At 71.6% G+C, this 17808-nt stretch carries 17 protein-coding genes; 11 read left to right on the forward strand and 6 right to left on the reverse strand.

Features of this window, described 5'->3' with window-relative positions:
- Positions 1-71: 71 nt before the first annotated feature.
- Together OC490_RS23750 and pip are read left to right on the forward strand one after the other, a co-directional pair.
- Entirely contained in the window at positions 72-764 is a 693-nt protein-coding gene (locus tag OC490_RS23750; protein WP_262059997.1) for a uracil-DNA glycosylase, read from the forward strand.
- Between the two features lie 40 nt (positions 765-804).
- Positions 805-1767 carry a prolyl aminopeptidase gene (pip, locus tag OC490_RS23755; protein WP_262059998.1) on the forward strand — a complete coding sequence of 321 codons (963 nt, stop codon included), beginning with the start codon at positions 805-807 and terminating at the stop codon, positions 1765-1767.
- Positions 1768-1780: 13 nt separating this feature from the next.
- On the opposite strand, the gene OC490_RS23760 is transcribed toward pip, so the two are convergent.
- Positions 1781-2446: a GntR family transcriptional regulator gene (locus OC490_RS23760; protein WP_262059999.1), complete on the reverse strand. Its 666-nt coding sequence runs from the start codon at positions 2444-2446 to the stop codon at positions 1781-1783.
- Positions 2447-2640: 194 nt separating this feature from the next.
- Between OC490_RS23760 and OC490_RS23765 the strand changes: the two genes are divergently transcribed.
- The 3 genes from OC490_RS23765 to OC490_RS23775 all read left to right on the forward strand — a co-directional run bounded on the left by OC490_RS23765 (position 2641) and on the right by OC490_RS23775 (position 5972).
- Positions 2641-4113, forward strand: a complete 1473-nt coding sequence (locus OC490_RS23765) for an NCS1 family nucleobase:cation symporter-1 (protein ID WP_262060000.1) — start codon at positions 2641-2643, stop codon at positions 4111-4113.
- 5 nt (positions 4114-4118) lie between these two features.
- Positions 4119-4910, forward strand: coding sequence for an aspartate/glutamate racemase family protein (locus OC490_RS23770; RefSeq protein WP_262060001.1), 792 nt, complete (start codon positions 4119-4121; stop codon positions 4908-4910).
- A gap of 114 nt (positions 4911-5024) precedes the next feature.
- Positions 5025-5972 (forward strand): glycoside hydrolase family 6 protein, encoded by a 948-nt coding sequence (locus OC490_RS23775; protein WP_262060002.1) that lies wholly within the window; start codon positions 5025-5027, stop codon positions 5970-5972.
- 1 nt (position 5973) lies between these two features.
- Here OC490_RS23775 and OC490_RS23780 read toward each other — a convergent pair whose 3' ends face one another.
- The 4 genes from OC490_RS23780 to OC490_RS23795 all read right to left on the reverse strand — a co-directional run bounded on the left by OC490_RS23780 (position 5974) and on the right by OC490_RS23795 (position 8429).
- Positions 5974-6450, reverse strand: coding sequence for a GNAT family N-acetyltransferase (locus tag OC490_RS23780; RefSeq protein ID WP_262060003.1), 477 nt, complete (start codon positions 6448-6450; stop codon positions 5974-5976).
- Positions 6447-6890, reverse strand: a complete 444-nt coding sequence (locus tag OC490_RS23785; protein WP_262060004.1) for a RidA family protein — start codon at positions 6888-6890, stop codon at positions 6447-6449. Before OC490_RS23785 ends, OC490_RS23780 begins: the two co-directional genes overlap by 4 nt.
- An 86-nt stretch (positions 6891-6976) precedes the next feature.
- Positions 6977-7663 carry a hypothetical protein gene (locus tag OC490_RS23790; protein ID WP_262060005.1) on the reverse strand — a complete coding sequence of 229 codons (687 nt, stop codon included), beginning with the start codon at positions 7661-7663 and terminating at the stop codon, positions 6977-6979.
- Positions 7664-7742: 79 nt separating this feature from the next.
- Positions 7743-8429 (reverse strand): hypothetical protein, encoded by a 687-nt coding sequence (locus tag OC490_RS23795; RefSeq protein ID WP_262060006.1) that lies wholly within the window; start codon positions 8427-8429, stop codon positions 7743-7745.
- A gap of 38 nt (positions 8430-8467) precedes the next feature.
- Here OC490_RS23795 and OC490_RS23800 point away from each other — a divergent pair, with 38 nt between their 5' ends.
- The 3 genes from OC490_RS23800 to OC490_RS23810 all read left to right on the forward strand — a co-directional run bounded on the left by OC490_RS23800 (position 8468) and on the right by OC490_RS23810 (position 13260).
- Positions 8468-10369 (forward strand): toll/interleukin-1 receptor domain-containing protein, encoded by a 1902-nt coding sequence (locus OC490_RS23800; protein WP_262060007.1) that lies wholly within the window; start codon positions 8468-8470, stop codon positions 10367-10369.
- A gap of 111 nt (positions 10370-10480) precedes the next feature.
- A complete protein-coding gene (locus OC490_RS23805; RefSeq protein WP_262060008.1) occupies positions 10481-11248 on the forward strand; it encodes a nucleotidyltransferase domain-containing protein in 768 nt (255 codons plus the stop codon).
- 152 nt (positions 11249-11400) lie between these two features.
- Positions 11401-13260, forward strand: coding sequence for an FUSC family protein (locus OC490_RS23810; RefSeq protein WP_262060009.1), 1860 nt, complete (start codon positions 11401-11403; stop codon positions 13258-13260).
- An 18-nt stretch (positions 13261-13278) separates the two neighbouring features.
- On the opposite strand, the gene OC490_RS23815 is transcribed toward OC490_RS23810, so the two are convergent.
- The gene (locus tag OC490_RS23815; RefSeq protein ID WP_262060010.1) at positions 13279-14229 is read right to left on the reverse strand and encodes an endonuclease/exonuclease/phosphatase family protein; all 951 of its coding nucleotides are present in this window, start codon (positions 14227-14229) and stop codon (positions 13279-13281) included.
- Positions 14230-14366: 137 nt separating this feature from the next.
- Here OC490_RS23815 and OC490_RS23820 point away from each other — a divergent pair, with 137 nt between their 5' ends.
- The 3 genes from OC490_RS23820 (at position 14367) to OC490_RS23830 (ending at position 17713) form a co-directional block, all read left to right on the forward strand.
- Positions 14367-15719, forward strand: coding sequence for an amidohydrolase (locus OC490_RS23820; RefSeq protein ID WP_262060011.1), 1353 nt, complete (start codon positions 14367-14369; stop codon positions 15717-15719).
- A gap of 32 nt (positions 15720-15751) precedes the next feature.
- Positions 15752-16945: a cytochrome P450 family protein gene (locus OC490_RS23825; RefSeq protein ID WP_262060012.1), complete on the forward strand. Its 1194-nt coding sequence runs from the start codon at positions 15752-15754 to the stop codon at positions 16943-16945.
- A gap of 78 nt (positions 16946-17023) precedes the next feature.
- Positions 17024-17713 carry a DUF899 domain-containing protein gene (locus OC490_RS23830; protein WP_262060013.1) on the forward strand — a complete coding sequence of 230 codons (690 nt, stop codon included), beginning with the start codon at positions 17024-17026 and terminating at the stop codon, positions 17711-17713.
- The last annotated feature ends 95 nt before the right edge of the window (positions 17714-17808 follow it).

Raw genomic sequence — 17808 nt, forward strand, 5'->3', positions numbered from 1 at the left:
CGGGTGGCAGCAGGCACGGCCGATGCCGAGGTGCCCGTCGCGGTCCGCACCGGAGCCCGTACGGTGAGGGGATGAACCTGTCCGACCTCGATCGCAGGATCACCGGCTGCCGGGCCTGCCCCCGGCTGGTCGCCTGGCGTGAGGAGGTCGCCCGCACCAAACGCGCGGCCTTCGCCGACTGGACCTACTGGGGCCGCCCGGTACCCGGCTTCGGTCCCGCCGACGCACCCCTGCTGATCATCGGCCTCGCCCCGGCCGCGCACGGTGCGAACCGGACCGGCCGCATGTTCACAGGTGATCGCTCCGGGGACGTCCTGTACGAGGCCCTGTACGACGTGGGGCTCGCCTCGCAGCCGACCGCCGTGAGTGCCGACGACGGCCTGGAGCTGTACGGCGTGCGCATCACCTCGCCGGTGCGCTGCGCACCGCCCGCCAACAAGCCCACCCCCGAGGAGCGCGACACCTGCCGTTCCTGGCTCGTCGACGAACTGGCGGTGTTGCGGCCGACGTTGAAGGCCGCGATCGTGCTCGGCGGCTTCGGCTGGCAGGCCGCGTTGCCGGCGTTCGCGGCGGCGGGGTGGGCTGTACCGAGGCCGCGTCCGGTGTTCGGGCACGGGGTGCGGGTGCCGCTCGACGGCCTCGACCTCTTCGGCTGCTTCCACGTCAGCCAGCGCAACACCTTCACCGGGAAGCTCACCCCCGCGATGCTGCGGGACGTGCTGCGCACGGCGGCCGGGGCGGCGGGACTGCCGACCGCGCCATAACCTGTGGCAGGGGATTCGCGGCGGACGTTAGGGTCCCCGGATGGGCCTGTATCCGGAGATCGAACCGTACGACCACGGCATGCTCGACGTCGGAGACGGCAACCTCGTCCACTGGGAGACCTGCGGAAACCCGCACGGCAAGCCGGCGGTCGTGCTGCACGGCGGCCCGGGATCGGGCTGTTCCCCCTACCCCCGACGCTACTTCGATCCCGCCGTCTACCGGATCGTGCTGCTCGACCAGCGCGGGTGCGGACGTTCCACCCCGCACGCCAGCGTCTACGACACCGACATGAGCGTGAACACGACGGCTCAGCTGATCGCCGATCTGGAGCTGCTGCGGCGGCACTTGGGGATCGAACGGTGGCTGGTGTGGGGCGCGTCGTGGGGCTCGGTGCTCGGACTGCGGTACGCGCAGACACATCCCCGGTCGGTGTCGGAGCTGGTGCTGACCTGTGTGGCCACCGGTTCCAATCCGGAAGTGGCCTTGCTGACCAGGGGACTGGGGAAGATCTTCCCCGAGGCGTTCGAGCGGTTCATCGGTGAACTGCCCGTGGGGGAACGCGACGGGAACCTCGCCGCCGCCTACAACCGGCTCATCGAGTCCCCCGACCGGGCGGTGCGGGAGCGTGCCGCACGTGCGTGGACCGACTGGGAGACGGCGATCATCCCCGCCCCACCGCGCTCCGAAAAGCGGTACGAGGACCCGAAGTTCCGTATGTGCTTCGCCCGCACCGTCACGCACTACTTCGGCAACGACCACTTTCTCGGCGAGGGCAACGACGAGGGCATCGTGCTCCGGGACGCGCACCTCCTCAAGGACATCCCCGGCACCCTCGTCCAAGGCAGCCTCGACCTCGGCAACCTTGTCGGTTGCGCCTGGCGCCTGCACCATGCCTGGCCCGGCAGCGAGTTGGTGATCGTGGACGAGGCCGGGCACAACGCGAGCGCGCCGGGTGTCGCGGAGGCGCTGGTGGCGGCGACGGACAAATACGCCCGCCGTTAGCCCAGTTGGTCGGCTAGCCCAGTTGGTCACCGAAGAGGTGGCGCACTGTGGAGCGGTAGTTCGCCTGGACGTGGCTGAGGGCGTGGGCGCGGGCGCGGTCCGGGTCGCCGGAGGCGATTGCCTCGTACAACTCCTCGTGCTCGGTGAGGAGTTGGGGCCACTCCTCGTTCTGCCGGGTGAGCCAGCGCAGTCGGCCGTCGACCGGTTCCATGACCGAGATCAGCAGGCTGTTGCCGGCCAGGGCCAGAATGCGGTCGTGGAAGCGGGTGTTGACGTCGGTGATCGCCTCGGCGTCGTCGGACCGGGTGGCCTCCGCCGCGCTGTCCAGCAACTCCCGTAGTTCGGCGAGTGCCTGAGGGGTGGCGCGGGTCGCGGCGAGCCCGGCCGCGTACACCTCCAGCGCCTCGCGCAGCTCGAACAGTTCCTTGACGTCGGTCGGGGTCAGCCGTCGTACGACCGTACGGCGGGCCGACTCGAACAGGACGAAGCCCTCCGCGACCAGGGCCCGGATCGCTTCCCGGACCGGCACCCGCGAGACCCCGAAGCGTTCGGCCAGCTCGCGTTCCACCAGCCGGTCTCCGGGGCGGAGGCGACCGGCGATGATGTCCTGCCGCAGGGTCGCCAGGACGCGTTCGCGCACCGCCCCGAGGGGTTCGATCTTCGCTGTCATGGAGCTCATGGGGCCATCTTCGCCGACTCCGGGGGTCTTTTACGGAGCGTTAACAGTGGTGACATCGGTCGGAACCGTTGACGGGAGGACCATGACGGCAGTTTGGTATACCAAACGACATCGGTAGCCGTCCTGCTCTCCCTTCTCCCACTCCACCCCCCCCACCCCTCCTCGCACCTCCGTCCCCTTGCCCTGGAGGCCCCGTGTCCCTCGCCGACCGCGCCGAAGTCACCGGCGCACCAGCGTTCGTCCCCGACCCCCGGCTCACCAACGAAGACCTCGCCCCCGCCGACAAGCGCAACTGGAAGGTCTTCGACCTCTTCGCCATGTGGATGTCGGACGTCCACAACCTCGGCAACTACACGTTCGCCGCAGGCTTGTTGGTCCTCGGCATGAACGTCTGGCAGGTCTTCACCTCCCTGCTCGTCGGCTTCGTGCTCATCTACGTCGGCATGAACTGGATGGGGAAGATCGGGCAGGCGCACGGCGTCCCGTTCCCGGTCGTCAGCCGCATCAGCTTCGGGGTCTGGGGCGCCAACATCCCGGCCCTCATCCGGGCCGTGATCGCCATCATGTGGTACGGCATCCAGACCTATCTGGCCTCCGTCGCCGTCAACGTGATGCTGCTGGCCGCCTGGCCCGGCCTGGAATCCTGGACTCACCACTCCTTCCTGGGACTTGACGCCCTCGGCTGGGTCTCCTTCGTGTCGCTGTGGCTGATCCAGGCGGTGATCATCAGTCAAGGCATGGAGTCGGTGCGGAAGTTCCAGGACTTCTGCGGCCCGGCGATCTGGCTGGTGATGATCGCGCTGGCCATCTGGGTGCTGGCGAAGGCCGGTTGGTCGATCTCGCTGACCTCCACCCCGCACCCGGTCTCGTTCGGCGAGCAGTGGCGCCAGTGGTTCGGCGCGATCGGCCTGATCCTCGCCACCTACGGCACCCTGATGCTCAACTTCTGCGACTTCTCCCGCTTCGCGCCCGACTACAAGACCGTCCGCCGCGGCAACTTCTGGGGCCTGCCCATCAACTCCACCGCGTTCGTGGTCGTTTCGGTGATCGTCACGGCCGGCTCGCTGGAGGTCTGGGGCCAAGCCATCACGGATCCGGCCGAGTTGGTCGCCAAGGTCGGCAACACCTGGGTGATGGTCCTGGGCGCGTTCACGTTCGCCGTCGCCACGATGGGCGTCAACATCGTCGCCAACTTCGTCTCCCCGGCGTACGACCTGGCCAACGTCTGGCCGCAGAAGATCACCTTCAGGATCGGCGGCATGATCAGCACGGTCGCGGCACTGGTTGTCACTCCGTGGAACCTCTTCTCCAACCCGACCGTCGTCAACTACTTCCTCGGCGGCCTCGGCGCCTTCCTGGGCCCGCTGTTCGGTGTGATCATGGTCGACTACTACTGGGTCAAGCGCGGCCGGGTCGACGTACAGGAGCTCTTCGACGCGACCCCCGGCTCCCGCTACTACTACCGCAAGGGCGTCAACCCCAAGGCCCTGTGGGCGTTCCTGCCCTCGGCGGGCGTCGCGGCCGTACTCGCACTGGTGAAGACGTTCAGCGACGTCGCCCCGTACTCCTGGTTCATCGGTACGGCACTGGGCGCCGGCCTGTACCTGCTGATCTGCCGCACCGACCGAGCCGCCGCCGAGCCCGTCCTCAAGCCGGTGGAGGTCTGAGCGGAGTGCGCATCGTCGTCACCAACTGCAACACCACGCAGGAGATGACCGAGGAGATCGTACGAGGTGCCCGGGCCGCCGCAGGCCCGGGCACCACCGTGACCGGACTGACCCCCGCGTGGGGCCCCGAGTCCGCGGAGGGCTGGCTCGACAGTTACCTCTCGGCCGCGGCCGTCATGGACCTGCTGCGGACATACGACGGCCCGCGCTACGACGCCGTCGTCATGGCCGGTTTCGGGGAGCACGGACGGGAAGGCGTCCGGGAGTTGGTGGACGTACCGGTCGTCGACATCACCGAGGCGGCTGCTCATCTGGCCTGTCTGCTGGGCCGCCGGTACGGCGTCGTCACCACGCTGGAACGCTCGTGCGGCCAGATCGAGGACAGCCTGGAGTTGGCCGGGGTGGGCCGGAACTGTGCGGCGGTGGTGGGGACGGGGCTGAGCGTCCTCGACCTCGGCGACGAGGACCGCACGGAGGCGGCGTTCCTCGCGGCGGCGGAACGGGTGTGCGCGGCCGGGGCCGAGGTGCTGGTGCTGGGCTGCGCGGGGATGACGGGACTGCAGCGGGCGGTGGGGGAGAAGCTGGGGCTGCCGGTGGTCGACGGAGTCGGCGCGGCGGTGAAGCTCGCGGAGTCGCTGGTGGGGTTGGGCCTGAAGACGAGCAGGGCGGGGAGCTATGCGAGCCCGGTTCCCAAAAGGAGGGCGTGGGGCAGCGCCCCTTCAGGGGCGCGGGGAACTGCGCGACCAGCCACGACGGCGCAGCAGCCGCCGAACAACCCGCCGAGGCACTCTCGGTAGCGCATCCGTAGGGGTGATCTTGCCCCGAGCTGCCAGGTCACGCGCCGAGGCCGGCGCCTGCGCCCCACAGACTCCCGGAAGGACAAGTCCCCACCGGCAGGAACGGAGTCACCTTTGACCAGGCAGCCGGTACCACGAGCCCTCCTCGTCACGCTCCTCGCCGGACTCTGCGCCGGGGCGACGCGCGACGTACCGGAACCCTTCTGGACCACCCCCGACTCGCGAGCCGCGCGACAGGCGGCCACCTGGCGCGAGGACGGCCGAACGGCCGACGCCACGCTGATGGACCGCATCGCCGCCAGACCCGAGGCCGAGTGGCTCAACGGACCCGACCCCGGCCCAGTCGTCCGCGCCCGCACCACCGCCGCCGCCCGCGCCGGACAGACCGCCGTACTCGTGGCGTACTACATCCCGAACCGCGACTGCGGCCAGTACTCGCTGGGCGGCGCCCCCACCGGGACTGTCTACCGCACCTGGATCGACGAGTTCGCGACCGCCCTCGGCGACCGGGGCGCCTACGTCATCGTCGAACCGGACGCCGTCGCTCAGGTGGTCGCCGGCTGCACCCGGGTCGTGGCGAAGGACCGCTACGCCCTGCTCGCCTACGCCGTAGAGCGCCTCGAACGCCGGCCGCACACCCACGTCTACCTCGACGCCGGCAACTCCGGCTGGATCCCCGAGGCCTGGCGACTGGTCGACGCGCTGAAGGCGTCCGGCGTCGCCCGTGCCGACGGGGTCGCCCTGAACGTCTCCAACTTCCAGACGAACAAGGCGAGTTCAGCGTACGGCGACCAACTCTCCAAGGACCTCGCCGGCACGCACTACGTCATCGACACCAGCCGCAACGGCAACGGCCCCTACACCGGTACCGACGCGTGGTGCAATCCGCCCGGCCGCGCACTGGGCACCCCGCCGACGACCCGCACGGACAACCCCCTTCTCGACGCCTACTTGTGGATCAAACGCCCCGGCGAGTCCGACGGCACCTGCCGGGGCGGCCCGGCGGCGGGCCGGTGGTGGCCGACGTACGCTCTGGAACTGGCCCGCAACGCAGGCCCCTGACCTACGACTTGGGCTCCCACACATACCGCACGTCAGGCTCCCGCTCCTCGTTGGTGCTGCCGTCCGTGAACTCGACGGCGACGAAGCCGTGGCGCTCGTAGAACCGGTGGGCGGGCTTGTTGACCTGGAAGGTCCACAGGTGCAGCCCCTGCGGACTCCGCTCCTTCGCGAGCCCGACGAACCGGTCCCCGAGACCGCGTCCGCGCCAGTCCGGGTCGAGGTAGAGCTGCGACAGCAGATCGCCGTTGAGCACCATCAGCCCCACGATTCCGCCACTGTCACCCGCGTCGGCCACCCAGACCTCGCGCAGCGGGACGACGACGTCCCGGAAGTAGTCGCGCACGTCGTCGGCGGACCGCGGGCTGACGACGGTCGGCAGCGCGGCGGCGAAGGACCGCAGCCACACGTCGGCGGCGGGGCGCGCGTCCGGGGCGGTCGCCCGACGGAGGGTGACGACGGTCTCGGAGACGGGATTCACGGCTGCGCCACCTCTTCCGGTGCGGACGGTGCGGACGGTGCGGGCGGTACGACGGCTGTGGCCGTGATCTCCACGAGTTGCCCGGTGTACCCGAGGCAGGCCACGCCGACCAGCGTGGACGAGTGCGGCCCCACACTCAGCCCGGACGCCTCGACCACCTCCCACACGGCGGACAGCACCGAGGGCTCACTGCTCACGACGTACACGTCCGTCGCCACGACATGACCCAAGTCGCTGCCGACCGCCCGCAGTTGCTCACCCAGATTCACGAGTACCTGCTCGGCCTGCCGTACCGCGTCCCCCTCGCCGACCACCTTGCCACCGGTGTCGAGAGGCACCGCTCCGGCGAGAAAGGCAAGCCTCGTACCGGCTTCGACGACGGTGGCGTGCGAGTACGTGGGTGGCGGGAAGAGGGTGTGGGCGGTGACGCGTTCGAGCACGGGGGCTCCCAGAGACGGGGGTTGGCGGCGGACTTCGCCCTGCGGGACGTCAGCGGATCACGTGGACGGCGGCACCCGCATCCGAATTACCGGCGGACTGCGGCCAGTCGGCGTGCGCACTCCTGTGCGAGGAGTGGGTACGCCTCGGCGATGGCCGCGTAGAGCCGGCGTCGGAGCAGTTCCTCCGCGGTGGCGCGGCCGGTGCTGCCGTACAGCCCGTTCAGGAGTTCGTCGTAGCGAGTCAGGCGATGGCGCAGATAGTCGACCTTCCACCGGTCGAGCGCGAGAGGGTCGGCGCTCTCGACCGTCGCGGGAGGCGACGGCTGCGGCTTCGGTCCCGAGCGCTCGTGGCTCCGCTCCTTGTCCCCGCGGTTGTGGTGCTCGACCGCCAGCGCCGCCAGTTTGTCCGGGGCCAGGCGCGGTACGTCGATCGACTCGGCCGTGATGCGCGCCAGTACCTCCCGCCGCCTGCGCTGAGCGATGACCCGGGCCGCGGCGGACCGCCGCGCGGCAGCCGCCGCGACGGTCCGGAACGTGTCGTTCCGCTCGGCGGCCTCGACCCGCTCGACGCAGTACAGGCGGGTCGGCGGGGACGACCTGACATGCGGGTTGGCCCGCAACAGGTCGGGTTCGCCGAGCAGTTGACGCACCATGCCGACCGTCCATCCCCGCGCGCGCAACCCGGCCGCCGAGAGATGCGTACGTGCGGCCCGCGAGTCGCCGCCACCCTCGGCTTGCCCCTGCCCGCCCTCATTGGTCTCGTGCGCTGTCATCGACCGCTCCCCCGTGGTGACTCTCAGTGACCACTCCATTGAAGCGCGCACCACTGACAATCGGCCCGAGGGCCCGCTCTCAGGCCGCGAGAGCGACCTCAGCCGACGGGATCAGGATCGGGATCCGAAGGGGAATCGGAGGTGTCAGGACCCCTCTGAGGGTCCGGGGGGGGGTGTCCCGAACCGCCCCTGTCGGCGTGTTCTCGGGGCCTCGTGGTGCGGGCAGGTCGATGAGGTCGCTGACTCCCGCCACCTCCTGCAAGGTCCGGGCCAGTGACAGCAGCGAACTCCGCACCTCGGCGATCGCCCGGCGCAGCGCGTCCTCGTGCTCCCACTCCCGCTCCCACGCCACCGGGTCCCGGCCCTCGGGCCGCTGCGACTCGTAGGCCGCGAGGCGGGGATGCCAGGACGCGAGCAGGGGACGCAGGACGCGGTTGAGGACGGTGACCGCCAGGACGGCGAAGCTGATGTGGCCGGGGGCCAGCGGCGGGGCGATGTCGGGGCCGTAGCGGCGGAGTATGTCCCGGGTCGTGCCGAAGAAGGTGTACAGGGAGGACAGGGCCTCACGCAGGAACCCCTCGTCGGCGGCGAGTTCCTCGACCGAGACCCGGGTGACCAGTTCCAGGTACAACTCCCAGGCCGCGCTGCGTTCCACGTCGGCCGGTTCCCAGGTTCCCGAGATCTCGCCGACGAACGGGATCGTCAGCCTGGCCGTGATCTGCGACGGACCGCCCGGACCCCGCCGTCTGCGCTGCCTGTGTCTCATGATCGCCCTCCCCGGTACCCACAGTAGGGTAAGTCGCCGTGTGGGACGTCTTTCTCAGCTACAGCCGCAGCGACGTGGAGCGGGTGCGACCGCTCGCGCGGATCCTGCGCGACGGCGGGCTCGACGTGTTCACCGACGAGACCGGGGTCGCGTCCTTCGCCGGCATCAGCGACACCATCCGGCGTGAACTGGCCCGCTCCAAGGCGCTGCTCGCCTACTACTCCGTCGGCTACCCCGAACGCGAGGCCTGCCAGTGGGAGTTGACGACGGCCTATCTGGCGGGCCTGCGGGAGGGCGATCCGCGCGGTCGCGTCATGGTGGTCAATCCCGAGGCGACCACCGACCACATCCACCCCGTCGAACTCCGCGACGCCCGGCACGCCCCGGCGGACGACCTCACCGCCCTGGTGGCCGACGTACGCGAGCATGTCGCCCGCCTCGACGGTCCGATGGCGATCCAGGAACGCGCCCAACGGCGATGGCTGTTGGGCTCGCCGGAACCGCGCCCCGACTTCCTGGGCCGCCTCTCCGAACTCTGGCAGGTGCACTCCGCCCTGCACGCCCACTCCGCGCCCCTGGTCACCGGCCGCGCCGCCCCGCGTGCCGTGCAGATCCGCGGTATGGCCGGCATCGGCAAGTCCGCCCTCGCCCAGGAGTACGCCCTCCGCTTCGAGGCGGCCTACCCCGGCGGTGTCTTCTGGGTGAGCGGGCAGGCGTACGACGACTCCGTGCGCGCGCTTTCCGATTCCGGCGCCACCTCCTTCGATACCGCCGAACCGTTCCTGTGGATCGTCGACTCCGTCCCCGCCGACCGGCTCACCGCCCGCGACATCGCCGCGATGGCCGCGCCCCACCCGCTCGGCCACACCGTCTTCACCCTGCGCAGCCGTGCCTACGACGGAATCGGCACCCCCGTGGACCTGGGGCCGCTCGACGCCCCGCACGCGCGCGTGCTCGTCGGCGGGGACGAGACCCTGGCCGAGGCGCTGGACGGACATCCCCTCGCCCTCGGCCTGCTGGCCCGCGCGATCCGGGCCGGTCATCAGCCGCGCGAGTTGTACGGCAGGCTGCACGCGCGCGGGGGCTCCCTCCTCGACACCCTCGCGGAGGGGGACGTGACCGGTGCTCTCGTGCGGGACGTGGACACGGCGGACGCCGCCGATGTGCTGCGCTGCGCCGCCGTACTGCATCCACTGCCGTTGACCGCGGAGGACGCGGAGCGGGTGCTCGCCGCCGCCGACGTGGTGCCCAGGGCCGTCGCCGCCCGGCGGGCCGCGAACGGCGTCGCCGAACTGCGCGTACGCAGCCTGCTGGCACCCGCGGCCGACGGCGGCTGGCGGCTCCACCCCGTCACCCTGCACGCCTGGCACCACCACGACCCGGCCCCCGCCCGCACCGAGTCACTGCGGCACGCCGCGCTGCGCAGCCTGTGCGGTCACCGCGGCCCGGCTACGCTGGCCTTCCCCGGAGGCCGGAGGGAGGCACCCATGGCGGCACCCAGTGAGTCGGAGCGGATGGCCGCTTTCGACCTGCAGGTAGAGCTGGTCACCCGGATCGGGGTGCAGGAACTGGCGCCGGGCACCGGCAGTCTGCGGGAGGCGCTGGCGTCCCTGAAGGCTCTGATCGACTTCACGCGCGGGACGTTGCACACGTACAGCGTCGGTCTGGAACGCGGCTCCGGCGCACCGACCGTCCAGAGCCTCGCCTACGTCCTCGTCAACGACACCATCCGCCCCTTCACCAGCACCTGGCACCCCCGCCTCGCCGCCTACGAGGCCCGCTGCCCCGCCGGCACCGCCCCCCTCGACCACGAGGCCGCCTGGCCGCAGGCCGAGACGATGCGCACCGAACTGACCGCACTGCGCGAGCCGTTGCTGCGGATCACGGAGGCGCTCGGGAGAATCTCGGGGGCGGACTTCGGGGTGGCGGCGACGGGCTGAGGGGCCCGGCGATATCGCGTGGCGCCGCGCGCGCCGCCTGCGTACGGTTCGGTTCCGGTGATGCCCTGCCCCTCTCTTCCCGTCCCCGGCCGACCAGTTGGAGCCGCAGCCGTGTCCACGCCCGACGACGACGCGGAGTTCCTCGACACCACCGCCGACCGTCTCGCCGCCCTCCCCACCGTCCGGGCCGTCGCCCTCGGCGGTTCCCGTGCCCAGGGCACCCACCGACCCGACAGCGACTGGGACTTGGCGGTCTACTACCGCGGCCCCTTCGAGCCGGCCGATCTCCGTGCGATCGGCTGGGACGGCGAGGTCTCCGAGGTCGGCGGGTGGGGCGGTGGGGTCTTCAACGGGGGTGCGTGGCTGACCGTCGACGGGCGGCGGGTCGATGTGCACTATCGCGATCTGACCGTGGTGGAGCGGGAGTTGGCGGAGGCGGAGGCGGGGCGCTTCCGGGTGGAACCGTTGATGTTCCATCTCGCCGGAATTCCCAGCTACTTGGTGGTCGCCGAACTCGCGGTCAACCGTGTGCTGCGAGGCGAACTGCCTTGCCCCGACACCTATCCCGAGAAGCTGCGGCGCTCCGCCGCCGAACGCTGGCACGGCACCGCCCGCGCCACCCTCGCCCACGCGCGGGCCAACCACGCGCCGAAGGGCAACCTCACCGAGGTCGCCGGCGCGCTCGCCGTGGCCGCCGTACAGGCCGGGCACGGTGTGCTCGCGGGGCGTGGGGAGTGGGTGACGAACGAGAAGCGGCTGCTGGAGCGGGCCGGGCTGCGGCGCGTCGACGACATCGTGGCGGGGCTGCGCCCGGAACCGGATGCGCTCACGCACGCGGTTTCCGACGCGGAAGCTGTGTTCCGGGCGTTGCGTTCATAAAGAAAGCGCCCCCGCGGCCAACCTTCACACCCTCGAAATACGACCGGCCCGTTCCGCACAAGTGCGCGAACTACCGTGGACACACAGCCTCAGTCTCCGCCCCGGCCACCGTCGCCCGAAGGCACACCCCGCCCTCGTAGGACAGGAGCCCTGTGTCCCGTCGTACCGTCGCGTTCTCGCTTCCGCCCTGGCTCGCCCACACGCTGCGGGCCCAGCGGGGGCCGGTGCCCTGGAGCGCGGTCACGCGAGGGGCGCTGTCCGCCGGGCCGCTGCTCCTCGCCGCCGTGCTCGTCGGGCGTACGTCCCTCGGGGTGCTGGCCGCGCTCGGGGCCATGCTCGCCGGGATCAACGACCGGCCCGGCAGCCGGCGCGCCTCCGTCAAGCGGCTCGGCGGGCCCGCGTTGGCCGGTGGTGTCGGGCTGTTGGTCGGGACGTACGCCGGGCAGCATGTCGGGGCTGCCGTGCTGACGCTTCTCCTCACCGGGATCGGGCTGGTCGCCGGCAGTTTCAGCGCCGTCGGGCCGGTCGCGTCCGGTGCCGGTACGCAACTGCTCGTCGCCTCCGCCATCGGCGCCGGGATGCCCCTGCCCGAACCGGGCTGGCAGCGGGCCCTCGCGTTTCTCGCCGGGGCCGCCTGGCTGGTCGGGCTGCGGCTGGCGCTGCCCACGCCCGGCGCCATCGCCGGTGACTACCGCTTCGACGGCGAGCGGGACGCCGTAGCCGCCGTGTACGACGCGATCGCCGCGCTGCTCGACGCCACCGGTGGGTCGGAGGCGACGGCGCGGCGCGCCGCGCTCACCGCAGCCCTCGATCACGCGCAGGACGCCCTTGCGGGGCCCCGGCTGCGGCGGTACGCCAGTTCCGCGGCCGAGCGGCGGCTGCACGGGCAGTACGCCGCCGCACTGCCGCTCGCCGAGGCCGCGACCGCGCTCGCGTGGGGTGGGGAGGCCGTGTCCGCCCGGGTGGGTGAAGGGCCGCGTCGGCTCGCCGCCGCCGTGCGCGACAACGCGCACACCGGGCCGTTGCCCGCGCCCAACCGTTCCGCGCCCGCGCTGCGCGCCCTCGACGACGCCCTGCTGCACGCCGCCGACGCCTTCGACCAGGCGGAGGGGAGTGACCTGCACACGCGGCGGCGGACGGCAACCGATCTGTTCCGTAAGGCATTTGGGGCAGGGGGGCGTGAGTACGGGTTCCGGGTCGCCCTCTGCTTCGGGGCCAGTGTCGCTGTCGCGCAGGCCCTGCACCAGGCCCGCTGGTACGGGCAGCACGAGCACTGGTACTGGCTGCCCGCCACCGCCGTCTTCCTCGTCAAGCCCGACCTCGGGCCGCTCGCCTCGCGGGCGCTGAGCCGGGCGGCGGGGACCGTGCTGGGGGCGCTCCTCTTCGCCGGGTTCGCCGCCGTGCTGCCCCGGCCCGAGGGGCTGATCGCGCTCGTGGCGCTCAGCGGGGCGCTCATTCCCGTCGCCACCCGGCACTTCGCCGCGCAGACCGCCGTCGTCACCGTCCTCGTGCTCTCGCTCGTGATGGTCGGCGGCGAACCGCAGGCCTCCGCCGGCCGGATCGGGGAGACGCTGCTGGCCTGCGCGATCGTGCTGATCGTCGGACATCTGCCGATGCCGGGGAAGCGGGGTGGGGGAGTGCGCGCCCGGCTCGCAGCGGCGGGCGATGCGGCGCACGCCTACCTCGTCCACGTGCTGAGCGAGTCCGGGGACCGCGCCGAGCGCTGGACCCTGCGCCGCGAGGCCTACCGCACGCTCGCCGAGGCCCGTGGCGCCATCGCCGTCTCCGCCGCCGAGCTCCCCGCTCTCGCCCGGCACACGGAGGGCACGGACGAGGTCGCCGCGGTCCTCGAACGGCTCGTCGACACCACCACCGCCTGCGCCGTCCACCTCGACGACACGGGACGGCTCACGCCCCGGCACATCCAGCAACTCACCGAGTTGTTGGAGGAGTTCGAGCGGGGGCGGGGGCGCGTGGGGCTGCGTGCCATCGAACTGCCGGTCGCCGTATAGGCCCTTGGGCCGACCCGGTCACTCCACCCGTACCCACACCGGTGCGTGGTCCGACCCCGGTGCCTCGCGCCGCGCCGCCGGATCCGGGCCCACGGACGGCAGTTGGGGCGCTTCCGCACCGGGCAGTCCCGTCCCCGCCGCCGTCACCCGATGCACCAGATGATGGCTGGCCAGAATGTGGTCGATCAGCTCGCGGCGCCCGGAGTTGATCCGGGAGTAGCGCTGGTCGGCGGGGATGAGCGGGGCCACGTCCCACAGCCGGGCCGCGTCGCCCTGGTCCGGGCGGTCGTAGCCGGGTGTGCCGATCTCCGAGCCGGGCGGACCGAGCAGGATCTGTGTGGTGGCCGCCTGCACCTCGTCGTTCATGTCGCCGAGCACGGCCACGTCCCGGGTACGGCCGTCACCGGCCAGCAGGTCGTCGGCCAGTGCCCGCAGGGTCGCCGCCTCGGCGGCCCGCCGGTAGAGGGCGTAGGCGCCGTACCGGGCCCGTTCGCCCTCGTCGTGGGGGAAGAAACGGTCCCCCGGGTAGGTCAGCAGCTTGGACTTCAGATGGGCGACCGCCGCCGTCAGCGGCCCGGTCGCCGTCGTGATCTCCACCGCCAGCAGGCCACGGCCCGTGGTCGGCTCCTCGGCGCCCGAGTCGTCGGACTGCACCGGGCGCAGGTGAGCGGGGAACGCGTTCGTGTCGGCGACGACACGCGGTTCGGTACGGCTGAGGAACCCGACCCGGATGCCCCGGACGTCCGGATGCGCGGACAGGGCGATGTGCCACTCACCGGCGAGCATCCCGGCCAGATCCTGCAGTGCCTCGGGTTCGCCCACCTCCTGTACGCCCAGCAGGGTCGGGTCCAGCTCCGTGATCACGGCGGCGAGGGAGGCGAGCTTCGCCTCGTAGGCGGCCTTGTCCTTGGGGCCGAACGGGCCGCCGGGGCGGTACAGGTTCTCCAGATTCCAGGTGCCGAGGAGCATGCGGGGCTCCTTCCAGAAGCCTTGGTCCAGAAGTCTTATGAGGCAAGCGTGCTGGTCCGGGACGGCTCGCGACAGCGGCACGCCGGGATGCGCGGTTCGGCTCACACGGGGCGAGGACGGCGTCGTACGTTGAGAGAGTGAGTGACTCTCCCGCAGATCTGCTGATCACCGGCTGCGCCGTCCTCGTGCACGACGAGGAGGAGCACATCGGCTTCGAGCAGGATGCTGCGATCGTCGTACGAGGCGGGCTCGTCGAGTCGGTGACGCGCGCGGCGGACGCGGCCGGCCTCGCGGCCGTCGAACGCATCGACGCGCGCGGCCAGGTCGCCCTGCCGGGGCTCATCAACTGCCACACCCACGCGCCGATGGTCGCGCTGCGCGGGCTCGCCGAGGACCTGCCCACCGAGGAGTGGTTCAACGACGTCGTCTGGCCCGTCGAGTCCAACCTCACCGAAAAAGACGTGGAGTTGGGGGCGCGACTCGCCTGCGCCGAGATGATCCGCGCCGGGGTCACCTGCTTCGCCGACCACTACTTCTCGATGGACACGGTCGCCGCCGTGGTCGCCGAGTGCGGGATCCGCGCCCACCTCGGCGAGGCCTACTTCTCCTCCCAGGGACCTCAAGGCCGGGAGAAATCGGTGGAGTTCGCGCTACGGCACCGGGACGCGGCCGGCGGTCGCATCACCACCGCCCTCGCCCCGCACGCCCCGTACACCGTGACCGACGCCGACCTCGCCGCCACCGCCGAACTCGCCCTGGAACACGGCCTCCCCGTCCACCTCCACGCCGCCGAGAACCGCGACCAGACCGACACCAGCCTCGCCCGCCACGGCCTCACCCCGATCGAAGTCCTCGACCGCACCGGCCTGTTGGCCACCGACCTGCTCATCGCCCACGGCACCGGCATCATCGACCGCGACCTGCCCGTCCTGGAGCGCGCGAGCGGTCGCGTCGCGGTAGCCACCGCACCCCGCGGCTACCTCAAGTTCGGCTGGCCCGACACCACTCCGATCCGCGCCCTGCGCGCCATCGGCATCCCGGTCGGACTCGCCACGGACGGCGCCGCGTCCAACAACTCCCTCGACGTGTGGGAGTCGATGGCCCTCACGTCCTTGGTGCAGAAGTCGACCGAGGGAGACCCGCGTTGGCTGACGTCCCGTCAGGCGCTGCACCACGCCACCCTCCAGAGTGCGCGGGCGGTCGGACTCGGTGACTCGATCGGGTCCATCGCGCCGGGCCGGCGGGCCGACATCGTCCTCGTCGATCTCACCGGGCCGCACACCCAGCCCGTCCACGACCTCGCCGCCACCCTCGTGCACAGCGCCCGCTCCGCGGACGTCCGCACCACGATCGTCGACGGCCGCGTCCTGATGCGCGACCGCGAGCTGCTGACCCTCGATGTGCCCGCCGTCGTAAGGGAGTTGGGGGACCGACTGCCCGCCCTCGTCGACCGGAGTCACGGGCGGCGCATTCAGGAATACGACACCTGAGCCGTGCCCCGGTCGCCTCTAGGCTGTCCTCCATGGATCTCGCGGACGGCCTTCTCGACCACCCGTACGACGTGTACCGGCGCCTGCGCGACAGCGCCCCCGTGCACCGCATCGCCGGCCCCGACGGCACCCCCGCCTGGCTCGTCACCCGGTACGAGGACGTCCGGGCGGCGCTGGCCGACCCGCGGCTCTCGCTGGACAAGAGGCATGCCACGGCCGGGACCTACAAGGGGTTCGCGCTGCCGCCCGCGCTCGACGCGAACCTCCTCAACATGGACCCGCCCGACCACACCCGCATCCGCCGCCTGGTCGGCCGGGCCTTCACCCCGCGCCGAACCGAGCAGCTCCGTACGCCGATTCGGCGCACCGCCGATCAACTCCTCGACGCGCTCGGCACGGAGGGCGACACCGACCTCATCGCCTCCTACGCGGCACCGCTCCCCATCACCGTCATCTGCGACCTGCTCGGCGTGCCCGACCGGCACCGGCGGGACTTCCGGGTGTGGACCGACACCCTTGTCGCGCCCGCCCCCGGGACACCGCCCGAGGCCGGCAAGCACGCGGTCGTCGCGATGCTCGGCTTCTTCACCCAACTCCTCGCCGAGAAAAGGGAGGAGCCCGGCGACGACCTGCTCTCCGACCTGATCGCCGTACGCGACGAGGGCGACCGGCTCAGCGAGGACGAGCTGATGTCGCTGGCCTTCCTCATCCTCTTCGCCGGGTACGAGAACACCGTCCAGCTCATCGGCAATGCCGTGCTCGCGCTGCTGCAACACCCCGAGCAGCTGGCCGCGTTGCGCAAGGGCCCCGGTCAACTCCCCGCCGCCGTCGAGGAGTTCCTGCGCTTCGAGGGGCCCGCGCTGCTCGCCATCCGGCGCTTCCCCGTCGAGGAGATCACCATGGGCGGGGTCACCGTCCCCGCCGGTGAGACGGTCTGGGTGTCCGCGTCCGCCGCCAACCGCGATCCGGACCGCTTCCCCGACCCGGACCGGCTCGACCTCGCCCGCGACACCACCGGGCATCTCGCGCTCGGCCACGGCATCCACTACTGCCTGGGCGCACCGCTCGCCCGCGCCGAGACCGAGATCGCGCTCGCCGCCCTGCTGGAACGCTTCCCCCGGCTGGAGTCGGGGAAGGGCGAGGTGCGGTGGCGGCCCTCGCTGCGCGCGCGGGGGCTGCTCACGCTCCCGGTGTCGTACGGGAGGACTTCGGCCGGTTCTGGCTGAAGTTTCTTTCGGGGCAGCGATGAGTTCCGGTTCCCGCTCCGGTCCACCCCTCAACGGACCGTTGTCACAGGAGGGCCCATGTCGCTTCCGGAGATCGTCTCGCGTGCGCAGTGGCGCGCGGCGCGCGAGGAACTGCTGGTCAGGGAGAAGGCGGCCACGCGCGCGCGGGACGCGCTCAACGCCGAGCGGCGCGGGCTGCCCATGGTGGAGATCGACAAGGAGTACCTCTTCGAGGGCGGCGACGGGAAGGCCACCCTGCTCGACCTCTTCGAGGGGCGCGGCCAACTCGTCGTCTACCACTTCATGTTCGCGCCCGACTGGGAGGCGGGCTGCCGCAGCTGCTCGGCGTTCCTCGACCAGATCGGGCATCTCGCCCATCTGCAGGCGCGCGGCACCACGTTCGCCGCCGTGTCGAGGGCGCCGTACACCAAGATCCTGCCGTTCAAGGCGCGGATGGGGTGGACGGTGCCCTGGTACTCGTCCTTCGGCGGGGAGTTCAACTGGGACTTCGACGTGACGCTCGTCGGGGACGGGGAGCCGGTCGAGCGGCCCGGGGTCAGCTGCTTCCTGCGGGACCGCGACCGGGTGTTCCACACCTACTCGACCTACGAGCGCGGGCTCGACGGGCTCGGTTCGACCACCTCCTTCCTGGACCTGACCGCGCTGGGGCGGCAGGAGGAGTGGGAGGAGCCGAAGGGGCGCGCGTCGGCGCTCGGGGCGCCCGCGGGCAGCGAGCGCATCCGCTATCACGACGAGTACGAGGACTGAGACGCGGACCGATACGGGAACCTGTGCGGAAGATGTGTGGCCAGGTGTCGACTATGTCTCAGTACCGTCACTTCGCGAGCCGTTCACCGTACTGT

This window comes from Streptomyces sp. STR69 (genome assembly GCF_024519455.1).
GTDB lineage: Bacteria > Actinomycetota > Actinomycetes > Streptomycetales > Streptomycetaceae > Streptomyces.

Bases quoted from the DNA above. Each gene is read 5' to 3' on its own strand.
- OC490_RS23750 (WP_262059997.1), top strand. From the start codon at position 72: ATGAACCTGTCCGACCTCGATCGCAGGATCACCGGCTGCCGGGCCTGC.
- pip (WP_262059998.1), top strand. From the start codon at position 805: ATGGGCCTGTATCCGGAGATCGAACCGTACGACCACGGCATGCTCGAC.
- OC490_RS23760 (WP_262059999.1), bottom strand. From the start codon at position 2,446: ATGAGCTCCATGACAGCGAAGATCGAACCCCTCGGGGCGGTGCGCGAA.
- OC490_RS23790 (WP_262060005.1), bottom strand. From the start codon at position 7,663: ATGACAGCGCACGAGACCAATGAGGGCGGGCAGGGGCAAGCCGAGGGT.
- OC490_RS23795 (WP_262060006.1), bottom strand. From the start codon at position 8,429: ATGAGACACAGGCAGCGCAGACGGCGGGGTCCGGGCGGTCCGTCGCAG.
- OC490_RS23815 (WP_262060010.1), bottom strand. From the start codon at position 14,229: ATGCTCCTCGGCACCTGGAATCTGGAGAACCTGTACCGCCCCGGCGGC.
- OC490_RS23825 (WP_262060012.1), top strand. From the start codon at position 15,752: ATGGATCTCGCGGACGGCCTTCTCGACCACCCGTACGACGTGTACCGG.
- OC490_RS23830 (WP_262060013.1), top strand. From the start codon at position 17,024: ATGTCGCTTCCGGAGATCGTCTCGCGTGCGCAGTGGCGCGCGGCGCGC.